14 protein-coding genes are annotated in these 18,674 nt (G+C 31.7%); 2 read left to right on the plus strand and 12 right to left on the minus strand.

Annotated elements, in window-relative coordinates:
• Positions 1–14 precede the first annotated feature (14 nt).
• Complete coding sequence (locus tag GM3708_RS04245; protein WP_066344384.1) at positions 15–1,487, minus strand: glycosyl hydrolase family 57; 1,473 nt, start codon at positions 1,485–1,487, stop codon at positions 15–17.
• Between the two features lie 350 nt (positions 1,488–1,837).
• On the opposite strand from GM3708_RS04245, the gene GM3708_RS04250 reads away from it, so the two are divergent.
• Entirely contained in the window at positions 1,838–2,425 is a 588-nt protein-coding gene (locus GM3708_RS04250; protein WP_066344385.1) for an Npun_F5749 family FMN-dependent PPOX-type flavoprotein, read from the plus strand.
• Here GM3708_RS04250 and GM3708_RS04255 read toward each other — a convergent pair.
• The 11 genes from GM3708_RS04255 to GM3708_RS04305 all read right to left on the minus strand — a co-directional run bounded on the left by GM3708_RS04255 (position 2,422) and on the right by GM3708_RS04305 (position 17,933).
• Complete coding sequence (locus GM3708_RS04255) at positions 2,422–6,582, minus strand: response regulator (RefSeq protein WP_066344386.1); 4,161 nt, start codon at positions 6,580–6,582, stop codon at positions 2,422–2,424. The genes GM3708_RS04250 and GM3708_RS04255 overlap by 4 nt on opposite strands.
• Positions 6,583–6,776: 194 nt before the next feature.
• Positions 6,777–8,219, minus strand: a complete 1,443-nt coding sequence (gene cysS, locus GM3708_RS04260) for a cysteine--tRNA ligase (protein WP_066344388.1) — start codon at positions 8,217–8,219, stop codon at positions 6,777–6,779.
• Positions 8,220–8,599: 380 nt separating this feature from the next.
• Positions 8,600–8,935 (minus strand): hypothetical protein, encoded by a 336-nt coding sequence (locus GM3708_RS04265; RefSeq protein ID WP_066344390.1) that lies wholly within the window; start codon positions 8,933–8,935, stop codon positions 8,600–8,602.
• 210 nt (positions 8,936–9,145) lie between these two features.
• A complete protein-coding gene (locus GM3708_RS04270; protein WP_066344391.1) occupies positions 9,146–10,036 on the minus strand; it encodes an ABC transporter permease in 891 nt (296 codons plus the stop codon).
• A gap of 86 nt (positions 10,037–10,122) precedes the next feature.
• Positions 10,123–11,148 carry an ABC transporter ATP-binding protein gene (locus tag GM3708_RS04275; RefSeq protein ID WP_066344392.1) on the minus strand — a complete coding sequence of 342 codons (1,026 nt, stop codon included), beginning with the start codon at positions 11,146–11,148 and terminating at the stop codon, positions 10,123–10,125.
• 356 nt (positions 11,149–11,504) lie between these two features.
• On the minus strand, positions 11,505–13,370 hold the full coding sequence (locus GM3708_RS04280; RefSeq protein ID WP_066344393.1) for a ribonuclease J: 1,866 nt from the start codon (positions 13,368–13,370) through the stop codon (positions 11,505–11,507).
• Positions 13,371–13,656: 286 nt separating this feature from the next.
• Positions 13,657–14,550 (minus strand): 4-hydroxy-tetrahydrodipicolinate synthase, encoded by an 894-nt coding sequence (gene dapA / locus GM3708_RS04285; RefSeq protein ID WP_066344395.1) that lies wholly within the window; start codon positions 14,548–14,550, stop codon positions 13,657–13,659.
• 274 nt (positions 14,551–14,824) lie between these two features.
• Entirely contained in the window at positions 14,825–15,838 is a 1,014-nt protein-coding gene (locus GM3708_RS04290; RefSeq protein ID WP_066344396.1) for an aspartate-semialdehyde dehydrogenase, read from the minus strand.
• 218 nt (positions 15,839–16,056) lie between these two features.
• Complete coding sequence (gene psb27 / locus GM3708_RS04295) at positions 16,057–16,467, minus strand: photosystem II protein Psb27 (protein WP_173644992.1); 411 nt, start codon at positions 16,465–16,467, stop codon at positions 16,057–16,059.
• 105 nt (positions 16,468–16,572) lie between these two features.
• Complete coding sequence (locus GM3708_RS04300) at positions 16,573–17,292, minus strand: methyltransferase domain-containing protein (protein ID WP_066344398.1); 720 nt, start codon at positions 17,290–17,292, stop codon at positions 16,573–16,575.
• 47 nt (positions 17,293–17,339) lie between these two features.
• The gene (locus tag GM3708_RS04305) at positions 17,340–17,933 is read right to left on the minus strand and encodes an EAL domain-containing protein (RefSeq protein WP_231933068.1); all 594 of its coding nucleotides are present in this window, start codon (positions 17,931–17,933) and stop codon (positions 17,340–17,342) included.
• 16 nt (positions 17,934–17,949) lie between these two features.
• Between GM3708_RS04305 and GM3708_RS18650 the strand changes: the two genes are divergently transcribed.
• The gene (locus GM3708_RS18650) at positions 17,950–18,117 is read left to right on the plus strand and encodes a hypothetical protein (RefSeq protein WP_158505848.1); all 168 of its coding nucleotides are present in this window, start codon (positions 17,950–17,952) and stop codon (positions 18,115–18,117) included.
• Positions 18,118–18,674: the final 557 nt, after the last annotated feature.

Below are 18,674 nucleotides of genomic sequence, written 5' to 3' on the forward strand. Positions count from 1 at the left end.
ATTTTCCCTGACACTTATTGACAAAGTTGCTCACCACGACGATATAATTCACGGGCGTAATCAGTCCACATTCCTTGTCCCCAATAACGAAAACAGCTTGTTTGTACTAATAAATTGTAAAGTAAGGCTTCTTGATAATCAGCTCTTTGGGTTACAGTTGGATCTTCTGCAACTAAACGATCGTATTTTTGATGAAACATAGCACTTAATTTGTTCATCGGTTCGAGGACATTTTCATAACCTTTTACCCAGCTTAAATCATTTGTCCATGATGCACCATCCATATGAAATTGATGATCATTTTGATTAAGCTCTGCGATCGCATTTTCTACCGTTGCTGTAGTAATATTATCGGCAACTTTTGCCCAAATTTTATGTTGCCCAACAGGTTGACAGATAGGATAATCTTCTGGATTAATGCCATTGGCTTCGATTAACTCAAGATATTCCGTACCATTAAAACCCACTACATCGCTACCATTTTTGAGATCGTACCATAGAGGTTGAAAACCACGAGGAAACTCATTCATCATCACGCCACCGTTTTCACCGTCAGCAATTTGACTAACACAAGAAGGAATAGAAATACCCTTAATGTCTTGTTTACCTAAAGTTTTCGCTTCATGATAGGGTTGCATTTGTGCCACTAATTTAGTATCTGAGCCTTGAGTTTTAATTAAGACTGTGATGCTAATAACTTCCCCTCTGGAATTTTTGGCAACTAAACGATTAGGCATATACTTTTGTCTATGCTCTAGACCTGAACCATCGATATTTTCAACGGTGTGTTCTTGAACTAATAGCCAACGATAACCGCAATCTTTAAGAGCTTTGATATATTCAAAAAGAGTGTCAGGATGATTAGGAAGATGCATTTCAGGAGGGGAAAAACCTTTCACTCGTGATAGTGCCTCTTCACCGAAAATAGAAGCAAAATGATGTTGCCATGCTTGAATTTGTAATTTTAAATCGGGAATTGGGGTTGATGGTGCGACGGCATGAGACCACATTGTGCCCAACCACTCTACATAAGGTTGATATTGACCATCGCAAGTAATTTTTTTGAGATTATCAAGAATATCATGGCGTCCCATTTGCTGTAAACCCCAAAGCAAGTTGCCCGAATAATCCAACATGATGCGAGGGTTACAACCATCAGCCACTAATTGAGGGATAAATTCACCCATGCGACTATAACACCATGCAAAAACACCCGCATTATGATTATCACCTTCACCTTGATGATTAAACATATGCTGTAAATTACAAATTAATGCACCATTTTCCCCTGCTGGAATGGTGGGTTGGTGCATATGTAAAGCACAGGCAAATCCAGATTTTATTTGTTCTAATTTAAGGTTAGTTTTAGGTAAATATACTTGATCATTATTATTAACTAAAGCTGATATTTTAGCTTCAAAACCACTGATAGAAGGAAGATTAGCTGTAGATGAAACAAAGGTTTTGGATTCTGCTGTCGCAATCATAAATATTTTTTTGTGAGGGAATGATTAAATAATTTTTTAGATTTTTTAGATCTCTTTTGAACCTAATTTTACCTTATATTTAGTCAAAATTTTTTGTAATTTAATTTAATTTAATTTTACCTTTATTTACAAAATTTAATATTTTTTTTGTATTTAGGCAATGGATAATTAACAATTAATAATAGAAAATAGACAATTATGTCTCTGTTGATTCAATTGTTGAAGATTAAAAAATGAAATTTTTTTATTTTTTCTCTCAAAAAGATAGATTTTAAACTTTGAATGAAACCATTGTCAATTGCCAATACTTTATTTTCAAAAACTTTCTACTTGTTTATTAAACCCTGTTTATGTCTGAAATTTTAGCACCGTGGAGAACGCATTTACAAAGAGCATTACATCGTAATCGTTCACAAATATTTAGTCGTTATTTTTCTTTAGCAACAGTAAATGAAGAAGGTTATCCTACCAATAGAATGGTAGTTTTTAGAGGATTTTTAGATAATAGTAATCAACTAAAAATTATTACTGATATTCGCAGTGAAAAATTTACCCATTTAACTAATAATTCTTCTAGTGAAATTTGTTGGTATTTTGCAAAAACAAGAGAACAATTTAGAATCAAGGGAAAGATAATCTTAATTACAGAAAATTATCAAGATCAAAATTTATTATCTGAGCGTGAAAAAGTATGGGAAAAATTAAGTAGAAGTGGAAAAGAGCAATTTTACTGGGCAAATCCGGGAGAATTATTAACAGAAAATTCAGAAAAAATTATTGATATAATAGACGAAGAAAAGCCAAGATCTAATTTTTGTTTATTACTATTAAATCCAGAAAAAGTTGATCATTTAGAATTAAAAGGAAATCCTCAAAATCGCTGTATTTATCAGCTTATAGAAAATAATAAATGGTCAAAAAAGCTCATTAATCCTTAATTAAATTTACTTAATTCTTGACGCATTAAACTTTCTACAGCTTGATATTCGGATAAAATTTCAGAGATTAAAGTATTTGGTTTTTCCATGTCTCCAGTAATACTACAGTATTCTAATTCTTTAGACAATTCTGATAATTTTTTTGCACCCAAACTACCACTACTAGACTTGAGAGTATGAGCATTGATTTTAATTTCCTGTCTATCTTTATTTTTTAACCCATTAATTAAACCTTGTATTAATTTTGGACTATCCTCTAAATAAGCATTGATTAAATCAGCAAAAACTTCTTCAAAGTCTTCATCTCCTATCATTTCTTTTAATTCAGCAATTATTTTTGAGTCTAAATGATCCATACTATTATTTGATTCTGGTTTAACATCATTATTATTAATTATGTCTGAAACTGAATTCTTTTTTTTCAGATTTTTCAATTTTTGGACTAAATTTTCTACCCTTACAGGTTTCGATAAATAATCATTCATCCCCGCCGATAAACAGATTTCTCGATCACCTTCCATTGCATTAGCTGTCATGGCTATAATATATGGTATATCTCCATAAAAATTGCTATGAGGAGTATTCCAAAGAGTGCGAATTTGACGAGTGGCAGTTAAACCGTCCATTTCAGGCATTTGTACATCCATGAGAATTAAATCATAGGATTGACGGCGAAGAGTTTCTAAAACTTCTACACCATTAGCAACTACATCAGCACGATAGCCCAAACGTTTAAGAATATTAGTAATTACTTTTTGATTAACAATATTATCTTCAGCCACGAGAATTTTTAGAGGTGCAATACTGGCGATATTATCAAAAGGTAAATTGTTATTAATTATGTTAAAAGATTGAAAATTATTATTTTCTCGATTACAAACCTTAAGCAAAATATCTGATAATTGAGATTGTTTAATCGGTTTTGTTAAAGTTGCACTCCAATTAACTTGTTTGATATATTTTTCTATTTCTGGATTACCAATAGAGCTTAGTAAAATTAATGGTAAATTTTTATAGTCTGGTAATAAGTGAATTTGTTTTCCTAAAGCAACGCCATCCATAGAAGGCATTTGCATATCTAAAATAGCTAAATCAAGATGTTGCTTATTTCTGAGCATAGATAAGGCTTCTTTTCCTGAAGAAGTCACGGTGGTTTCCATGCCCAAATTCTGACATTGAATCATTAACATTTGGCGATTAGTTTCATTATCATCAACAATCAAAACTTTTTTACCTCGCAAAAATTCAGGATGAGATAAATGATTTTGCCTTAACAGATTAGAAATTTGAGTTTTCATGGTAAAACAAAACATTGAACCATTTTCTCCCACTTTAGAAGAAATATTCCAATCAGAAGGATAATTTCCTGCTACCTCACCTCGACTTTCTGCCCAAATTCTTCCTCTCATCATTTCAACTAAGCGTTTACAGATTGCTAATCCCAATCCTGTGCCACCATAGTTACGAGTTGTAGAAGCATCTACCTGAGAAAAAGTTTTAAAAAGTCTATCAATACGACTAGCGGGAATACCAATTCCTGTATCCTTAATCGAAAAAAGAAGCTCATATTCGGTAACATTACTATTAATAATGTTAGTTTGATAAACACTTACAGATAAAATTATTTCTCCCGTTTTGGTAAATTTAATCGCATTACTTACTAAATTAACTAAAATCTGACGTAAACGAATCATATCACCACTAATCGTTAGAGGAATATCTTGAGCGATTAAATAAATTAATTCGATATTTTTGTTTATCGCTTTTGATGCCAATAAATCTAAAGACTCTTCTACCACTGTATAAATAGAAAAAGGTTGATATTCTAACTCCAATTTGCCCGACTCTATTTTAGAAAAATCCAAAATATCATTAATAATCGTTAATAAACTATCACCGCTAGTACGAATAATCTCCGCAAACTCTTTTTGTTCAACATTTAAAGGAGTATCTAACAATAATCCTGTCATTCCTATCACTGCATTCATCGGAGTGCGTATTTCATGACTCATGGTAGCTAAAAACTCACTTTTCGCCTGATTAGCCGCTTCTGCTTGTTCTTTTGCTAGTTGTAACTCTTGTTCTACCCTAACTTTATCACTAATATCTGTAATTGTCCCTACTAAACGAGACGGTTGTCCATCAATATCATTATCTCGTTTACCTTTCGCTAAAACCCAAATATATTGACCACTACAATGACGTAATCTATGTATATTTTGATATAGTTGAGCATCATGAGATAGAGAAAAATGAATATCTTGTAGATGTTTTTCTAAATCATCCTCATGAATTTGATGTAACCAACTATTAATAGTGGGTGGTAAAGGATTCTCTTCATAACCAATAATTCGCATCCACGTAGGAGAATAATAAACGTCATTAGTCTTTAAATTCCAATCCCAAATGCCATCATTAGTACCAGAAACTGCCAATTCATAACGCTCATCTTTTTGTAATAATAATTTTTCTATTTCTTTTTTTTCTTCTATTTCTGCTTCTAATTTTCTAGTATTTAAGATTAATTCATTAGTTCTCTCCTCCACTTTAGCTTGTAGAGTTTTTTCTATTTCTTGTAATTCTCTAAATTTATCTTGTAATGCTAAGATCATTATTTGATAATTAACTGCTAAAACTTCTAATTCATCTATAGCTGTTTTTTGCCACAAAAAATCTTGATGATTAATAATTTTATCAGGTAAATTACTTGTTACTTCTCCTAAGATTTTTAAGGGTTTAACTACTTGTTTACTAATTTTATCAGCCAAGAAAAAACCAACAATAGTGATAATAAAAAGAATACCTAAAGAATTAATATAATCAATTTGTAATTGTTTTATGAAAGGTTCAGTTTTAATTTTAACAAGAATTGACCATGGAATTTGATCACTAATCTTTACTTGTTTTACATAATAAGATTGACTCCATCTCGACATAATTGGCATTCCGGGTTTAATAGGTAACCATTGATAAATACCATTATTTAATGATCGTATTTTTTTGTTTTTAGAATTAAGATAACTTTCATCAACTGTTGAATCATTAGCAACGATGATTTTATTTTTACTATCTAAAATAAATATATTTCCATCAATCGTTATTTTATCTAAATTAAGAAAATTACTTATCCTATTAGTAAAAAAAGAGGCATAAATAAAGCCATTCCATTTATTATTTTCGATAATAGGATAAATAAAGCTAACATGATTTTCATTAATTAAATCTTGATTATGAATATCACTTAACATCAACTTCTGACTTTTTTTTGCAATTTTAAATTCTTGCAAATCAGAAGAAGATAAATTAACGATTGAGTTTCCTATTTGATTTGTATCAGGATAACCAGCAATAATAATTCCTTCTTGATTAATCACATATAATTCTCGAAAATCATTAAATATTTTTGTACTACTCATTAATTGATTTGCCAAAATTTCCTTATTATCCTTAACCGAAGCTATTTCTTGCAAAGATTTTTGATGAAGATCATACCAATCAATAATTTTATCTTGTAATCGTGCAACTACTAGTTGTAACTGTTTAACAATTGTATGATCAATATCGTCAATTTGTCTATAACTATTAAAAATAGTAATACTAAGAGTAGTAATTAGAATAAAACTAATTAATAAATTAAATAGATTTTCTTGAAAGGATAAGACTATTTTTTGTGCATTTTTTCTGAGAATTTTATATATAGGGGAATAGTTAATAATTAGAATAGCAATTAAAGCATTAAAAATACTATTTATTGATTGTTTCAAAACAACTAAAGTCACTCCTAAAAAAGAAACTTTTAAAATCAGTAAATAAAAAAAAGTAACAAGAGGAATACCAATAAATAACCAATAAATAATATTAACTAAAACTAAATTTTTACTTTTTCTACGCCAAAAATAGTTAACAAAAATAGCTTCAATAGTATAAACAATTATCGCATAGGGATGTTCCCATAAAAACCAAGTACAAAGACTACTGATAAAACCTGTTATTACTCCCCATAAACCACCATAAAAATAACTAACTATCCAGACAAAAATTGCTCCAAAAATAAAATCAACGCCAAAAAATAAAGGTAGTTTAAAATAGTTACCTAAATATGAAAAAATAATTAAAAGAAATAATGAAAAATCAACAAATTTTGTCTTACTTTTCATGGTTTATGATAGAGAATAACCAGATTATATAATTAATAATAAATAATCAATATTAGCTTTTTAAAATAATAATTACTTAAATGAAATAAAAAAAAGAATATTAAATATTAACAATACTTACTTAGCTGTTATTCTCATTATAAATTATGTGGTTAAAAATACTTAATCAATTAAGTGATAGGAGATTACTATTGTCAATTATTCCAATGCCATTTAGTGACACCCCCAGAAACATCAATCAGAGTAACTCCTTTTTCTTTTAATAAATCACGAATTTGATCGCCTTCTTGATAGTTTTTCGCCTGACGAGCATTTAATCTTTGTTCAATTAAAGCCTCGATTTCTGACTCAGTAATAGCATTAGAAGCATCTTCAATTTCGTTAAAATCAGCTTCCAACCCCAAAACTTGAGCTAAATTCACTAAAGTATGCCATTTACCTCTTAATTCTTGACTAGATTGACTGGTTTTGCCTTCATGGGTTAATAAATTCCCTTCCTTACGCAAATCCTTTGCTAATTCAAACAGGATAGCTAAACCAGCGGCAAAATTAAAATCATGATCTACGGCTTGACAGAAGTGATCGTGAACTGATTTAATAAAACTATTATGGGTTTCTTCTGTCCAATTCAGTTTTTCTCTATATTTAATTCCAAAAAGTAAGCCCTCCACTAAAGTATGCCAACCATTAGTTGCCGCTTTTAGAGCATCATCAGTGAAATCAAGAGGTTTACGATAATTAGCTTGAAGAATAAACAAACGAATTGCCATAGGGTCATATTTTGCCAATAAATCTCGAATGGTAACAAAATTACCCAAAGATTTAGACATTTTTTCCCCGTCAACTTTCACCATACCGTTATGTAACCAATAACGAGCTAAAGGTTTACCCGTAAAGGCTTCAGATTGTGCAATTTCGTTTTCATGGTGAGGAAAAATCAAGTCATTTCCTCCCATATGAATATCAATAGTTTCTCCTAACATATCTCTCACCATCGCCGAACATTCGATATGCCAACCTGGGCGCCCTCTTCCCCAAGGAGAGTCAAAACTAGGTTCATCAGGTTTAGCAGATTTCCATAAAGCAAAATCGAAAGATTCTTGTTTCACCGCTTCACTTTGATTAACTCTCCCACTAGCACCCGCTTGTAAATCTTCTAATTTTCGCCCCGACAACTTACCATAATCTTTAAACTTACTGACAGAATAATAAACATCCCCTTGAGTTTCATAAGCATAACCTTTTTGCTCTAATTCCCAAATTAATTTTTTAATACCATCGAGGGCATGAGTCGCACGGGGATAAGCGTCTGCTTGTTTAACGTTTAATCGTTGCATATCCTCAAAATAAGCCTGAATAAAACGCTCAGAAATTGCTTCCATCGTGGTATTTTCATTTTTGGCACGATTAAGAATCTTATCGTCAATATCTGTAAAATTTTGAATATATTTAACTTCGTAACCTCTCCAAATCAAATAAGATCTTACCACGTCCCAGACAATACAAGTCCTTGCATGACCTAAATGACAATAATCATAAGCTGTAATGCCACAACAGTACATATTAACTTTAGGAGGATTAATAGGGATAAAAGTTTCTTCTTGATTAGTGAGAGTGTTATATAAAGTTAAATTCATTTAAGGTAATTAATATTGATTGTTAGCAATGATCAAAATAATATAGCAATCCTAATATGTGAGTTGCGAGATTTTTGGAAATGTTAGCTATCAGCTTTCAACTTTTAATAATCAGGTTTTAGATATAGTAAAATTTACAAATTTATTTTTTATTTTTGTCACAAATTATTTAAGGATTGCTACATATTGGATATGGTTAATAATTAGACTTCTTTAAAAATAATTCTCCATTATCGTCAAAAGATTTAAACTTTGATTTCTGATGAAATATGTCTCATATTTTAAAGAATATTTTCTATACTTAATCAATTTTTTATTGTAAAGCACTTTCATCATATAAACAAAAAAAATTCCCCAAGGTTGGGGATTGAAGAAGATCATTAATTATTGATTATTTCCGTTGATTCTTTTTGTTTTTGCATTTCCATCATTCTTTTTTGCTGTTGTTGTTTAAAATCTTCGGCGGCGGAATCAATGTTACGGTTAGTATCTTCTGCAAAATCCGCACCATTACGACTGTTAAAAAAGTTGGCGTTGTGAATTAAATCCATGGGGTTAATACTATCGCCATAAAGGGGATTTTTTTCGTTGCTTTGAAATGGTTGTGGTTGCCCATTTCTAACGGCTTGAGCATTAACAGAGTTATGAGTTACGGTAATTAAACTCAAGCTAATAATTATACTACCTAGAATGTTTGAATTAGCGATATTTTTCATTGATTTATCTCTCTAAGTTATTGATATATTCGACTAAATATTAATCTTATTTGTTTCTTTTTTTATTTTTTAATCTTTTCGTTATCATCAATTTTTTTTCTCATAAGTATTTTTTTTTAGCTATTTTTATATACTTCCATGTTTTGTTGTGAGTACTGTATCACTCTACTTTTTTATAGAGAAAATAAAACCATTTTTGATGATTTTTTGTTAGGTAAAACGACGACTTAATAAAGGCTTAATTGATAATAAAATAATTACATCAAAAGCCAATAATAATGCTAAAACTGTCACAAAATTAAGATCACCCCAAGGAGTATTCATTACTATACTAGCAAAATTCCAATCACCATTTTGATAAATATAACGTATGGGCTCAATGGCATAGGTTAAAGGATTTAAACTGGCAATAATTTGTAACCATCGCGCCATGAATGACAAAGGTGCTAATGCTGTACTTGCAAATAATAGTGGTAAGTTAATTACGAATATAACTGCTAATAATTCAATATGCCCGGGTAAAGCAAAGGCAAACCCGAGACTCAGCCCTGTTACCCCTAATACGATCAAGAATACTATCAAAGCGATCGCACTTAATCCAAAAATATGGGGCAAACCCGCACCAATAAAGGCACTAGCAACGATAATAACGGCGGTTTGAATAAAACTGAGGCTAATAATATAAATAGTGGAAGCAGCAACAATTGAAAAACGAGATGCTAATGGTGCTACTAATAGTCTATTCAAAAATCCAAATTCTCGATCAAACATTATGGGTAAACCAGCATTTAATGCACCAGAGAAAGCTGTAAAAATAATAATACCTGGTGCTAAAAATTGTCCGTAGGTTATGTTATTTTCAAATAAATTTTCAGGAGCATTAAAGAATAAAGCACCAAATAAAATTAACCACATAAAAGGTTGAACGACACCAGCAATAAGGCTTGAAGGACGACGCTTTAACTGAATAAATAAACGTTTTGTGAGAGCTAAAGTTTCTTGTAAAAAGTCTCTAAAGTCACTATTTTTTACTTCAATTTGAGTATCTAAATTAGGAGCTAAAATTTCAGTAAATTGATTAGGTAAAATACTTTGAGTCATAATTATTTAGATGTATAAAAATATTATTAATTAAGATGATAAGGCAAAGAGTAGAAAACTAGGAGATAATAATTAATTATTAATTCTTAATTGCTCTTCATGGCTTGTTTTTTTTCGGCTTTCAAATCTCGATTATTAGATGCTTCTATTTCAGCATCAATCAAGGTTTTTCCCGTAGCCGCTAAATAAACATCGTCTAAACTAGGGCGAGATTGACTGATACTAAATATAGGTAAATCATTTTCTATAAGAGTCTGTTCTATTTTACTAATAGGATTACTTTTTGGGGTAACAATTAGGTTTAACGAATTACCTTGAGTTTGATTTATGATTATATTTTCGACAAAGGGCAGTAATGATAATTTTTCTTTTGCTTTTTGTGCTTCTTCAAAGTTAGCAAATTCCCTAATTTTTAAGGTAATGCGATCGCCACCTACACGATCTTTTAAAGAAGAAGGGCTACCTTCAGCGATAACTTCACCTTGATCAATAATAGCTAATCGGTCTGCCAATGCGTCTATTTCTTCTAAATAGTGACTGGTAATTAGTACTGTTGTACCTGCTATTTTCAGTTGACGCAAAAAATCCCAGACGATTGTGCGACTTTCGATGTCTAACCCCACAGAAGGCTCATCTAAAACTAACACTTGAGGTTGATGAAGCAATCCAGCGGCTAAATCAAGACGTTTGCGAATACCTCCTGAATAAGTACCCGTTTGGCGATCGCTATATTCCTGTAATCCTAATAATTTCAATAATTGATCAATTCTTTTTTTTGCCAGAGAGAAGGGTAAATGATAAAGAGAGGCTTGTAAGTTTAATAACTCTCTACCAGTTAAAACCTTATCAATAGCAACTTCTTGAGCCACATAACCCAACTTTTGGCGAACTTGTTTTGGTTGAGTGATAGCGGATACACCGCCCACAATAATTTCTCCAGAGTCAGGTTGAGCGAGGGTAGTTAAACATCGAATCGTCGTCGTCTTTCCTGCCCCATTTGGTCCTAATAAACCGAAAATTTCCCCAACTTTGACGGAAAAGGAGATATTTTTCAGAGCCTTAATTTTACCGTAGCTTTTTTGTAGGTTCTTGATTGTAATTATATCACTCATCTTACTTACTTAAACACCAGACAGGATTATATTTTTAATGCTCTCATATTCTGGCAAAAATAATCAAGAGACTGATTGTCAAAATTCACAGATGAGGATTATTTTTTCAGAACTTGATCAAATCTAAAATATTGTCTCAAAATTGCCTGAGTTTGATGTAAAAAACTTTTAAAAATAAAGGTTTGAGACTGATGAAACACAAAATTTTACGTACAGAAAAGAATTAAGTTTGATCAATGATTATCTGAAATAAAATTTTGACAGTGTTTAAGTTGATTATATCCTAGTCTTCTAGTTCTCCTCTCTCAAATTTAGATCGCAGTCAGATTAAAATTAAGGATGAGGAGCTTTATAATCTACACAGAAACAATAGTTTTACGACGACGACGAGTAAATTTAGGATCGGATTCTTCCATTTCAGTATCACTATCATTAGCGTTATCATTAGTAATTACAGGTTTTTCCGTTGATTCTTGCACTTGTAGGATAAAAATAACTAATGGTTCACTATTTAATTCTCGTTGAATTAATCGCTCTAAATTTGCCTCCACATCAATACGAATACTTGTCCAATTAACCTCATCATGACCATTTAATAGTAAGCTACTTTTTAGACGATCAGTAATAGTTTTATCCACAGTACGAATAATTAAGCGTTCCAAGGTAGAAATTTCTATTTTACAAACAACACCTCGTAAATTAATTTGTGGTTGGCTTAATAAACGCCCTTGATTATCAATACTAGCGGCAATAGTAATTACCCCATCTTCCGCTAACCGTTGACGCTCTTCCATGACATTATCATGAACAACTCCTGCCGTATCTACTAATTGAATACCTGAAGGAACTTTATTTCCTTTACTAATACTATCTGTTGTTAATTCAATAGTATCGCCATTTTGAATAATAACAATATTTTCTGGGGGAATACCAACACTTTGAGCAGTCTTGGAGTGTTGTATCAACATTCTATGTTCACCGTGTACAGGTACAAAAAACTTAGGTTTGGCTAAAGCTAACATTAATTTTTGATCTTCTTGACAACCATGACCTGAAACGTGAACTCCAGCTTGTTTTCCATAAACTACATTTGCTCCTTGCATCATGAGACGATCAATCGTATTAACGACTGCAATCGTGTTACCCGGAATCGGACTGGCAGAAAAGATAATTGTATCACCTTGACGAATCTTTACTTGTCGATGTTCACCCTTAGAAATCCTTGTCATGGCAGCAAATTTTTCCCCTTGAGAGCCTGTGCAAAGAATTAATACTTCATTTTCTGGTAAACCGCTTAAATTGCGTAAAGGTACAAATAAATTATCAGGTACTTTGATATATCCTAAGTTACGAGCATGAGCAATAACGTTCAACATGGAGCGTCCTACTACCCCTACTTTACGATTATATTCCATTGCTAACTCTAGCAGCATATTAACCCGATGTACTGAAGTAGAAAAAGTTGTTACCATTAAACGCCCTTGTGCTTGGGTGAAAACTTTCTCTAATCCGGGATAAACTGCTCTTTCTGAGGGTGTAAAGCCGGGTACTTCAGAATTAGTAGAATCTCCCAGTAAACATAATATGCCTTCTTCTCCTAATTGAGCTAAACGGTGGAGATCGAAATACTCACCATCTACGGGAGTATGATCAATTTTATAATCTCCCGTATGAATTAAAACACCAATAGGGGTATGAATTGCAAGGGTGAAACTATCGGCGATGGAGTGGGTATTACGAATAAACTCAACTTTAAAGTGTTTACCTATTTTAATGATTTCACGAGGAGAAACAGTTTTAATGATGGTACGCTCATGTAATCCTGATTCTTCAAGTTTATCACGCAAAAGAGCCATCGCTAGTCGAGGACCGTAAATGATGGGTGTATCAATTTGTTTTAGGTGATAAGGAATACCCCCCACATGATCTTCATGACCATGAGTTACAACCATAGCTTTAATCTTGTGCTGATTTTCCTTCAGATAAGTCATGTCAGGTAAAACAACATTAATACCGTGCATTCCATCAGTAGGGAAACCAATACCCGCATCTACTAAAATAATTTCGTCTTCATATTCATAAATACAGGTATTTTTACCAATTTCATGTAATCCACCGAGGGGAATAACTTTTAACAATGGTTTATTATTTCTTGATGGAAGGGTTACTATAGGTTTTTCGGCGGCAGTAGTTTTTCTTTTTCTTGCTTGAATTTTGTACATATTTATGTTTCCTTTTACGAATAAATGAATTTAGTTAAAAACTAAAATAAAATTTGGTAGTTAGTTTTCTAGGTGGATTAATTTTAAAAGTTTAGTAAAAATAGATTTATCCTAAAATATTGAAATATAAGACCTAAAAGTAGTAGTAATAAAATTTTCTATGTAAAAAACATTACTTATTTCCTCCTCGAAAAAATAATTTATTTTATCTCTTTCATTGACTGAAAAACTTTGTTAGCTAATTATAAATAGTCGTATTTTAAATTTATTGTCATCTTTATACTATTTATAATAAACTCAAATCCTTTAATACTTTTTCTACTTCCTGACATTGATTTATGGGAAGACTAGATAAGGGCAATCTCACGCCACCTACATCCCAACCTTGTAATTGTAGGGCAAATTTAACGGGAATGGGGTTAGTGTTACAAAATATAATATTAAATAAATTATACAATTTTTGTTGAATTTCTTGAGCCAATAAGTTATTACCTGCTTCGTAGGCTTGAATCATGCTTTGCATTTGATTTCCCACCAAATGACTAGCCACACTAACAACTCCTACACCTCCTATTGTCATCATAGGTAAGGTTAAAAAGTCTTCTCCTGAATAAATTAGGAAATCGGAGGGAGCAAGTATTTTTATTTTAGCCGTTTGTTCTAAATCTGCACTAGCCTCTTTTATTGCTACTATATTATCTAAATTTTGAGCTAATTGAATGGTGGTTTCCGCTTCTAAATTTTTACCAGTCCTACCTGGAATATTATATAACATTATTGGCAGATCAGGACAGGATTTGGCAATCAAGCTAAAGTGCTGATATAAGCCTTCTTGAGGCGGTTTATTATAATAAGGGACAACTTGTAATGAGCCATCAATTCCTATCTTACTAGCTTTTTGAGTATCTTTAATCGCTTTAGAGGTAGAATTTGAACCCGTACCCATGACGATTTTAGCGCGATCACCTACAGCATTTTTAACAACTTTGAGTAACTCATATTTTTCATCGTCTTCGAGAGAAGGAGATTCACCAGTAGTGCCACAAATAACTAAACCATCACTACCATTATTAACCAAATGATCGGCTAATTTTTCAGCAACACTATAATTAACGGATAAATCTTCGTTAAAAGGTGTCACCATAGCGGTTAAAACTCTACCAAAAATATAATCACTCATTATTGTCAATCAACGGAATGGTTAAGTAAGGGAAAACATTGTCCATAATTTAGAATATTATACAATAAATGGACATTAACCTCAGAGAACAACAACAAAACAGATACCCAAAAGAAAGGATAACTCGCCCGTGATATAAATTTGTTGGCGAAGATGAGATTAGGAGACTGGGAGATTGGGAGACTAGGAGAGAATTGACTTAAACGTTGTTGTAATTGATTTATTGTCGGTTTGGTTTTATTTTTTAACCCAACATTGTTGATAATTGATAAATTTATGATTTTTGATTTATTAATAATTCAGCTATTTGCACCGCATTTAATGCCGCACCTTTACGAATTTGATCACCACATAGCCATAATTCCATAGCATTATCATTAGATATATCTTGACGAATTCTGCCGACTAAAACATCATCTTTCCCTGTGGCATCTATAGGCATAGGAAAATAATTTCTATCCCAATCTTCAACTAATTTGACTCCTTTTGATTGGGCAATAATTTCTCTAGCTTTTGTGATAGAAAAAGGCTTCGCAAATTCTATATTAATAGCTTCAGAATGAGCTCTTAATACAGGTACTCTAATACAAGTGGCACTAATCCTTAAGGAATCGTCACCAAAAATTTTACAAGTTTCGTTAACCATTTTCATCTCTTCTTCACAATAATTATTATCCATTAAAGGGGAATTATGAGGAAACAGATTAAAAGCTAAGGGATAGGGCAACACTTCAGCTACAGGATTTTCTCCTTTTAAGATAGCTTGGCTTTGGATTTTTACTTCTTCCATCGCTCTTGCACCAGCACCACTGGCAGATTGATAAGTAGAAACTATAATTCTTTTTATTGGTTGAATTTGATGTAAAGGATAGATAGCAACTCCCATTAAAATTGTTGTACAATTGGGGTTAGCAATGATGCCTTTATGAGCTAAAGCCTCTTGAGGATTAATTTCAGGTATAACTAAGGGAACATCGGGATTCATCCGAAAAGCACTGGAGTTATCAATCATAACTGCTCCTGATGAGACAATTGTATTTGCCCAGTATTTAGAAGTCGAACCTCCTGCAGATGCTAAAACTATATCAATGTCTTTAAAAGAATTTTCGTCAACCGCTTCTACTTCGATTAACTGATTTTTAAAAGGGATTTTTTGCCCTGCTGAACGAGGAGAGGATAATAATTTTAAATTTTTAACGGGGAAATCACGCTCTATCAATAAATCGATAATTTCCGTACCTACTGCACCAGTCGCCCCTAAAATAGCAACATTAATTTGATTAGACAAATAAGTATCCTCCTAATAATTGACTGAGAAATTTAACAATAAAAATAAAACTACGATAAAAATTGAGACTAATTAAACTATAATCTTTTTTAGGCTGTCCAATTATGGCTAAAATTGTGTGCTATACTTACATACAAAAATAGTTGCTCATTAATAACAAACAAAAAAGTTTATCCTTTATCAAAAGCTTAATTGTTAATTGTTAATGTCTAATTGCTTTAATATCCTTTTTTAAGGGCAAATTCTACCTGTTTAAATTCTTGATTAATACGAGCTTTAAGTTTATCAGGTAAAGGACGATTACCATAAGAAGTGTAAAAACCTGCTAGGGAATTAAGGGCAGTTTGCATAGTGGTAAAAGATTTTAAACCACTGTAATTACTATTTTTACGATACCTAGATACATAATCATTAATCTGTTGTCTGGCTTCTTTTTGAGTTGCTTTTTTGGTTTCAACGTCTGCATCTACTGGAAGTTCAATAGCTGTAGTTAAAGTTTCTAAGACACTTAAAGTATCTTCTGTATATTTACCTGTTAAATTAGCAGACGCACTGTCTATATAGCCCAGAAAACTAATGGTGATGACCAGTATTAATGCTAAGAGTTTCGATAATGTAAATTTGATCATGTTCATTTATAACCATATTTTTATTTTCCCTGATTTTATCAGTTATGAGGCAATTAACCATAAATAATCAATAACGAGAAACTACTATTCCTATGCACAGAGAAATTAGGTTTTATGAATTTCAACATAAATACTTTCATCACTACGATTAGGTAAATCTAATTTAGAAATGTCTGGGATAGAACCTTCTTGAAAACTACATTTTACTATATTTTCTGGGTGGAATCCTGCCGCTACCGCTATTGTCTTAATTTCATCAAAATCATAAATCCATTGATGTCCCCAAAATCGAAAAATTTGATTGATCATCCAAGCCTTTCGTTGAGGGATATTTTTCATTCCCATTTTAGAAAGATTATCACAATGTTGCTTATAAAAACTCTCGGTATTATCTAAGTATCCAGAAACATATAAATATAAATCAGGTGTACTTAAACGTAAAACTCCACCTATTTTGAGAATCCGTCTAATTTCTTTTAACCATTCTACTGCTTGATTTAACGTAATATGCTCGATAAAATGTTCTGAAAAAGCATAATCAAATACTTCACCCTCAATCGGTAGAAGTTGAGTTTGATCATGTTCTAAATAATATTTATTATCATTGATAACAACTAATTTTTCTCTAGTTGATGTTATTCCTAATTGATTTCCTATTTTTAGAAAATCGGTATTTAACCAAGTTGGGTGTAAGTTTAATCCTGAGCCACAGTGAATACCTTTTAATCCTAATTTTTCAATATCATTTTTACTGAAAGGATAAGAACTAAGTGCTAAATTTTCGATAGTACCATTAATGTTGGTTATTTTTTGATTCAAAGTCATAAAAAAAGTTATTAGTTTTTTTTATTAATTATATTTGCAGGAGTTGTTCAATTATATTTTTTTAATTTTTCTTGCCATAAATGAGTAAAATCTTGAGCTGGAATCGGGCGGCTAAAATAGTAACCTTGAAGTTTATAACAACCATGATCTTGAAGATAGTTTGCTTGTTCTATGGTTTCTACTCCTTCAGCAATAACACTCATTTGTAAGCTATGAGCAAGAGCGATCACAGAACAAGTAATAGCGCTATCATCTGAATCATGAGGGATGCCTTTGACAAAAGACTGATCAATTTTCAGGAAATCTAAGGAAAAACGTTTCAAATAGCTGAGAGAGGAAAAACCTGTACCAAAATCGTCTAAAGCTAGTAAAAAACCATAATTGTGTAATTGTTGCAGAATATTAATGGCTTTCTGTACATCATCTATCAATAAACCCTCTGTAATTTCTAACTCTAACTGATGGGGTTTTAACTTTGTTTCTTGAAGGATGCCTCTTATCTCATCTGCTAAATTTTCCTGTTGAAAGTGTTTTCCTGATAAATTAACAGCAACGCATAACTCTGGAAATCCTGCTGATAGCCAACGTTGATTTTGTTGACAAACAGTTCTCAATACCCATGTACGTATATCTAAAATCAAATCACTAGATTCAGCAATGGGAATGAATAAGGCTGGAGATACAAAACCGTATTCTAGTTATCAAAAACTATTAGAGGAAGCCAGACAACTTGATATTAGTGTTTCAACCCTCATTGATTTGATTTTGATGGACAGGTATCAACTTTCTCATCTATTCCATGACGAGGAAAAAGAGAAGTCGTAGAAATTCAATTATTTTATACGAACTTTCTACGTCCATCACCAATGGGAAATCCTAACTAACGTACATCAGCTATACTCTACGAACTCATACGAGTCAATTTTTTGGTTTTATACAACTTTGTGCCAATAGCTCACTAATAATTTTTGCTAAAAGGATTGCTATTTAATCATTATAGGATTTTTTATTGACAGATTATTTGAAAAAATATTAAATAGAACGATAAGCAATAATTTTCCGACGCTAATTTTTATATTTTGTGGGAATGATGATTAATGGCTGAGTTTTACTATCATAGTCTGCCTTTGATGGTAAACGACGTTCTGGATGATAGGTAAAGTTGCAGGTTGTAATTCAGGAATAGATAGTATTTTATTACTATCATTAAAACCCTTCATAAAATTCTTACTTAGATTATTAGTACTTCTAATTAAGTCAAATTGAAACTCTGACCATTCTTGATTGTCTAAGTCTTTCCTGAATTGCTCTAAACTATAGTAACTTAGGGAAAACTCTGACTCTGAATAGTTTTTTCCCTAAGGTTTATACGTTTCATCCAT

Source organism: Geminocystis sp. NIES-3708, assembly GCF_001548095.1.
Classification (GTDB): Bacteria; Cyanobacteriota; Cyanobacteriia; order Cyanobacteriales; family Cyanobacteriaceae; genus Geminocystis.

Bases quoted from the DNA above. Each gene is read 5' to 3' on its own strand.
- cysS (WP_066344388.1), bottom strand. From the start codon at position 8,219: ATGAATTTAACTTTATATAACACTCTCACTAATCAAGAAGAAACTTTT.
- GM3708_RS04250 (WP_066344385.1), top strand. From the start codon at position 1,838: ATGTCTGAAATTTTAGCACCGTGGAGAACGCATTTACAAAGAGCATTA.
- GM3708_RS04275 (WP_066344392.1), bottom strand. From the start codon at position 11,148: ATGAGTGATATAATTACAATCAAGAACCTACAAAAAAGCTACGGTAAA.
- GM3708_RS18650 (WP_158505848.1), top strand. From the start codon at position 17,950: ATGGGAATGAATAAGGCTGGAGATACAAAACCGTATTCTAGTTATCAA.
- GM3708_RS04280 (WP_066344393.1), bottom strand. From the start codon at position 13,370: ATGTACAAAATTCAAGCAAGAAAAAGAAAAACTACTGCCGCCGAAAAA.
- GM3708_RS04245 (WP_066344384.1), bottom strand. From the start codon at position 1,487: ATGATTGCGACAGCAGAATCCAAAACCTTTGTTTCATCTACAGCTAAT.
- GM3708_RS04270 (WP_066344391.1), bottom strand. From the start codon at position 10,036: ATGACTCAAAGTATTTTACCTAATCAATTTACTGAAATTTTAGCTCCT.
- GM3708_RS04300 (WP_066344398.1), bottom strand. From the start codon at position 17,292: ATGACTTTGAATCAAAAAATAACCAACATTAATGGTACTATCGAAAAT.
- psb27 (WP_173644992.1), bottom strand. From the start codon at position 16,467: ATGATCAAATTTACATTATCGAAACTCTTAGCATTAATACTGGTCATC.
- dapA (WP_066344395.1), bottom strand. From the start codon at position 14,550: ATGAGTGATTATATTTTTGGTAGAGTTTTAACCGCTATGGTGACACCT.
- GM3708_RS04265 (WP_066344390.1), bottom strand. From the start codon at position 8,935: ATGAAAAATATCGCTAATTCAAACATTCTAGGTAGTATAATTATTAGC.
- GM3708_RS04255 (WP_066344386.1), bottom strand. From the start codon at position 6,582: ATGAAAAGTAAGACAAAATTTGTTGATTTTTCATTATTTCTTTTAATT.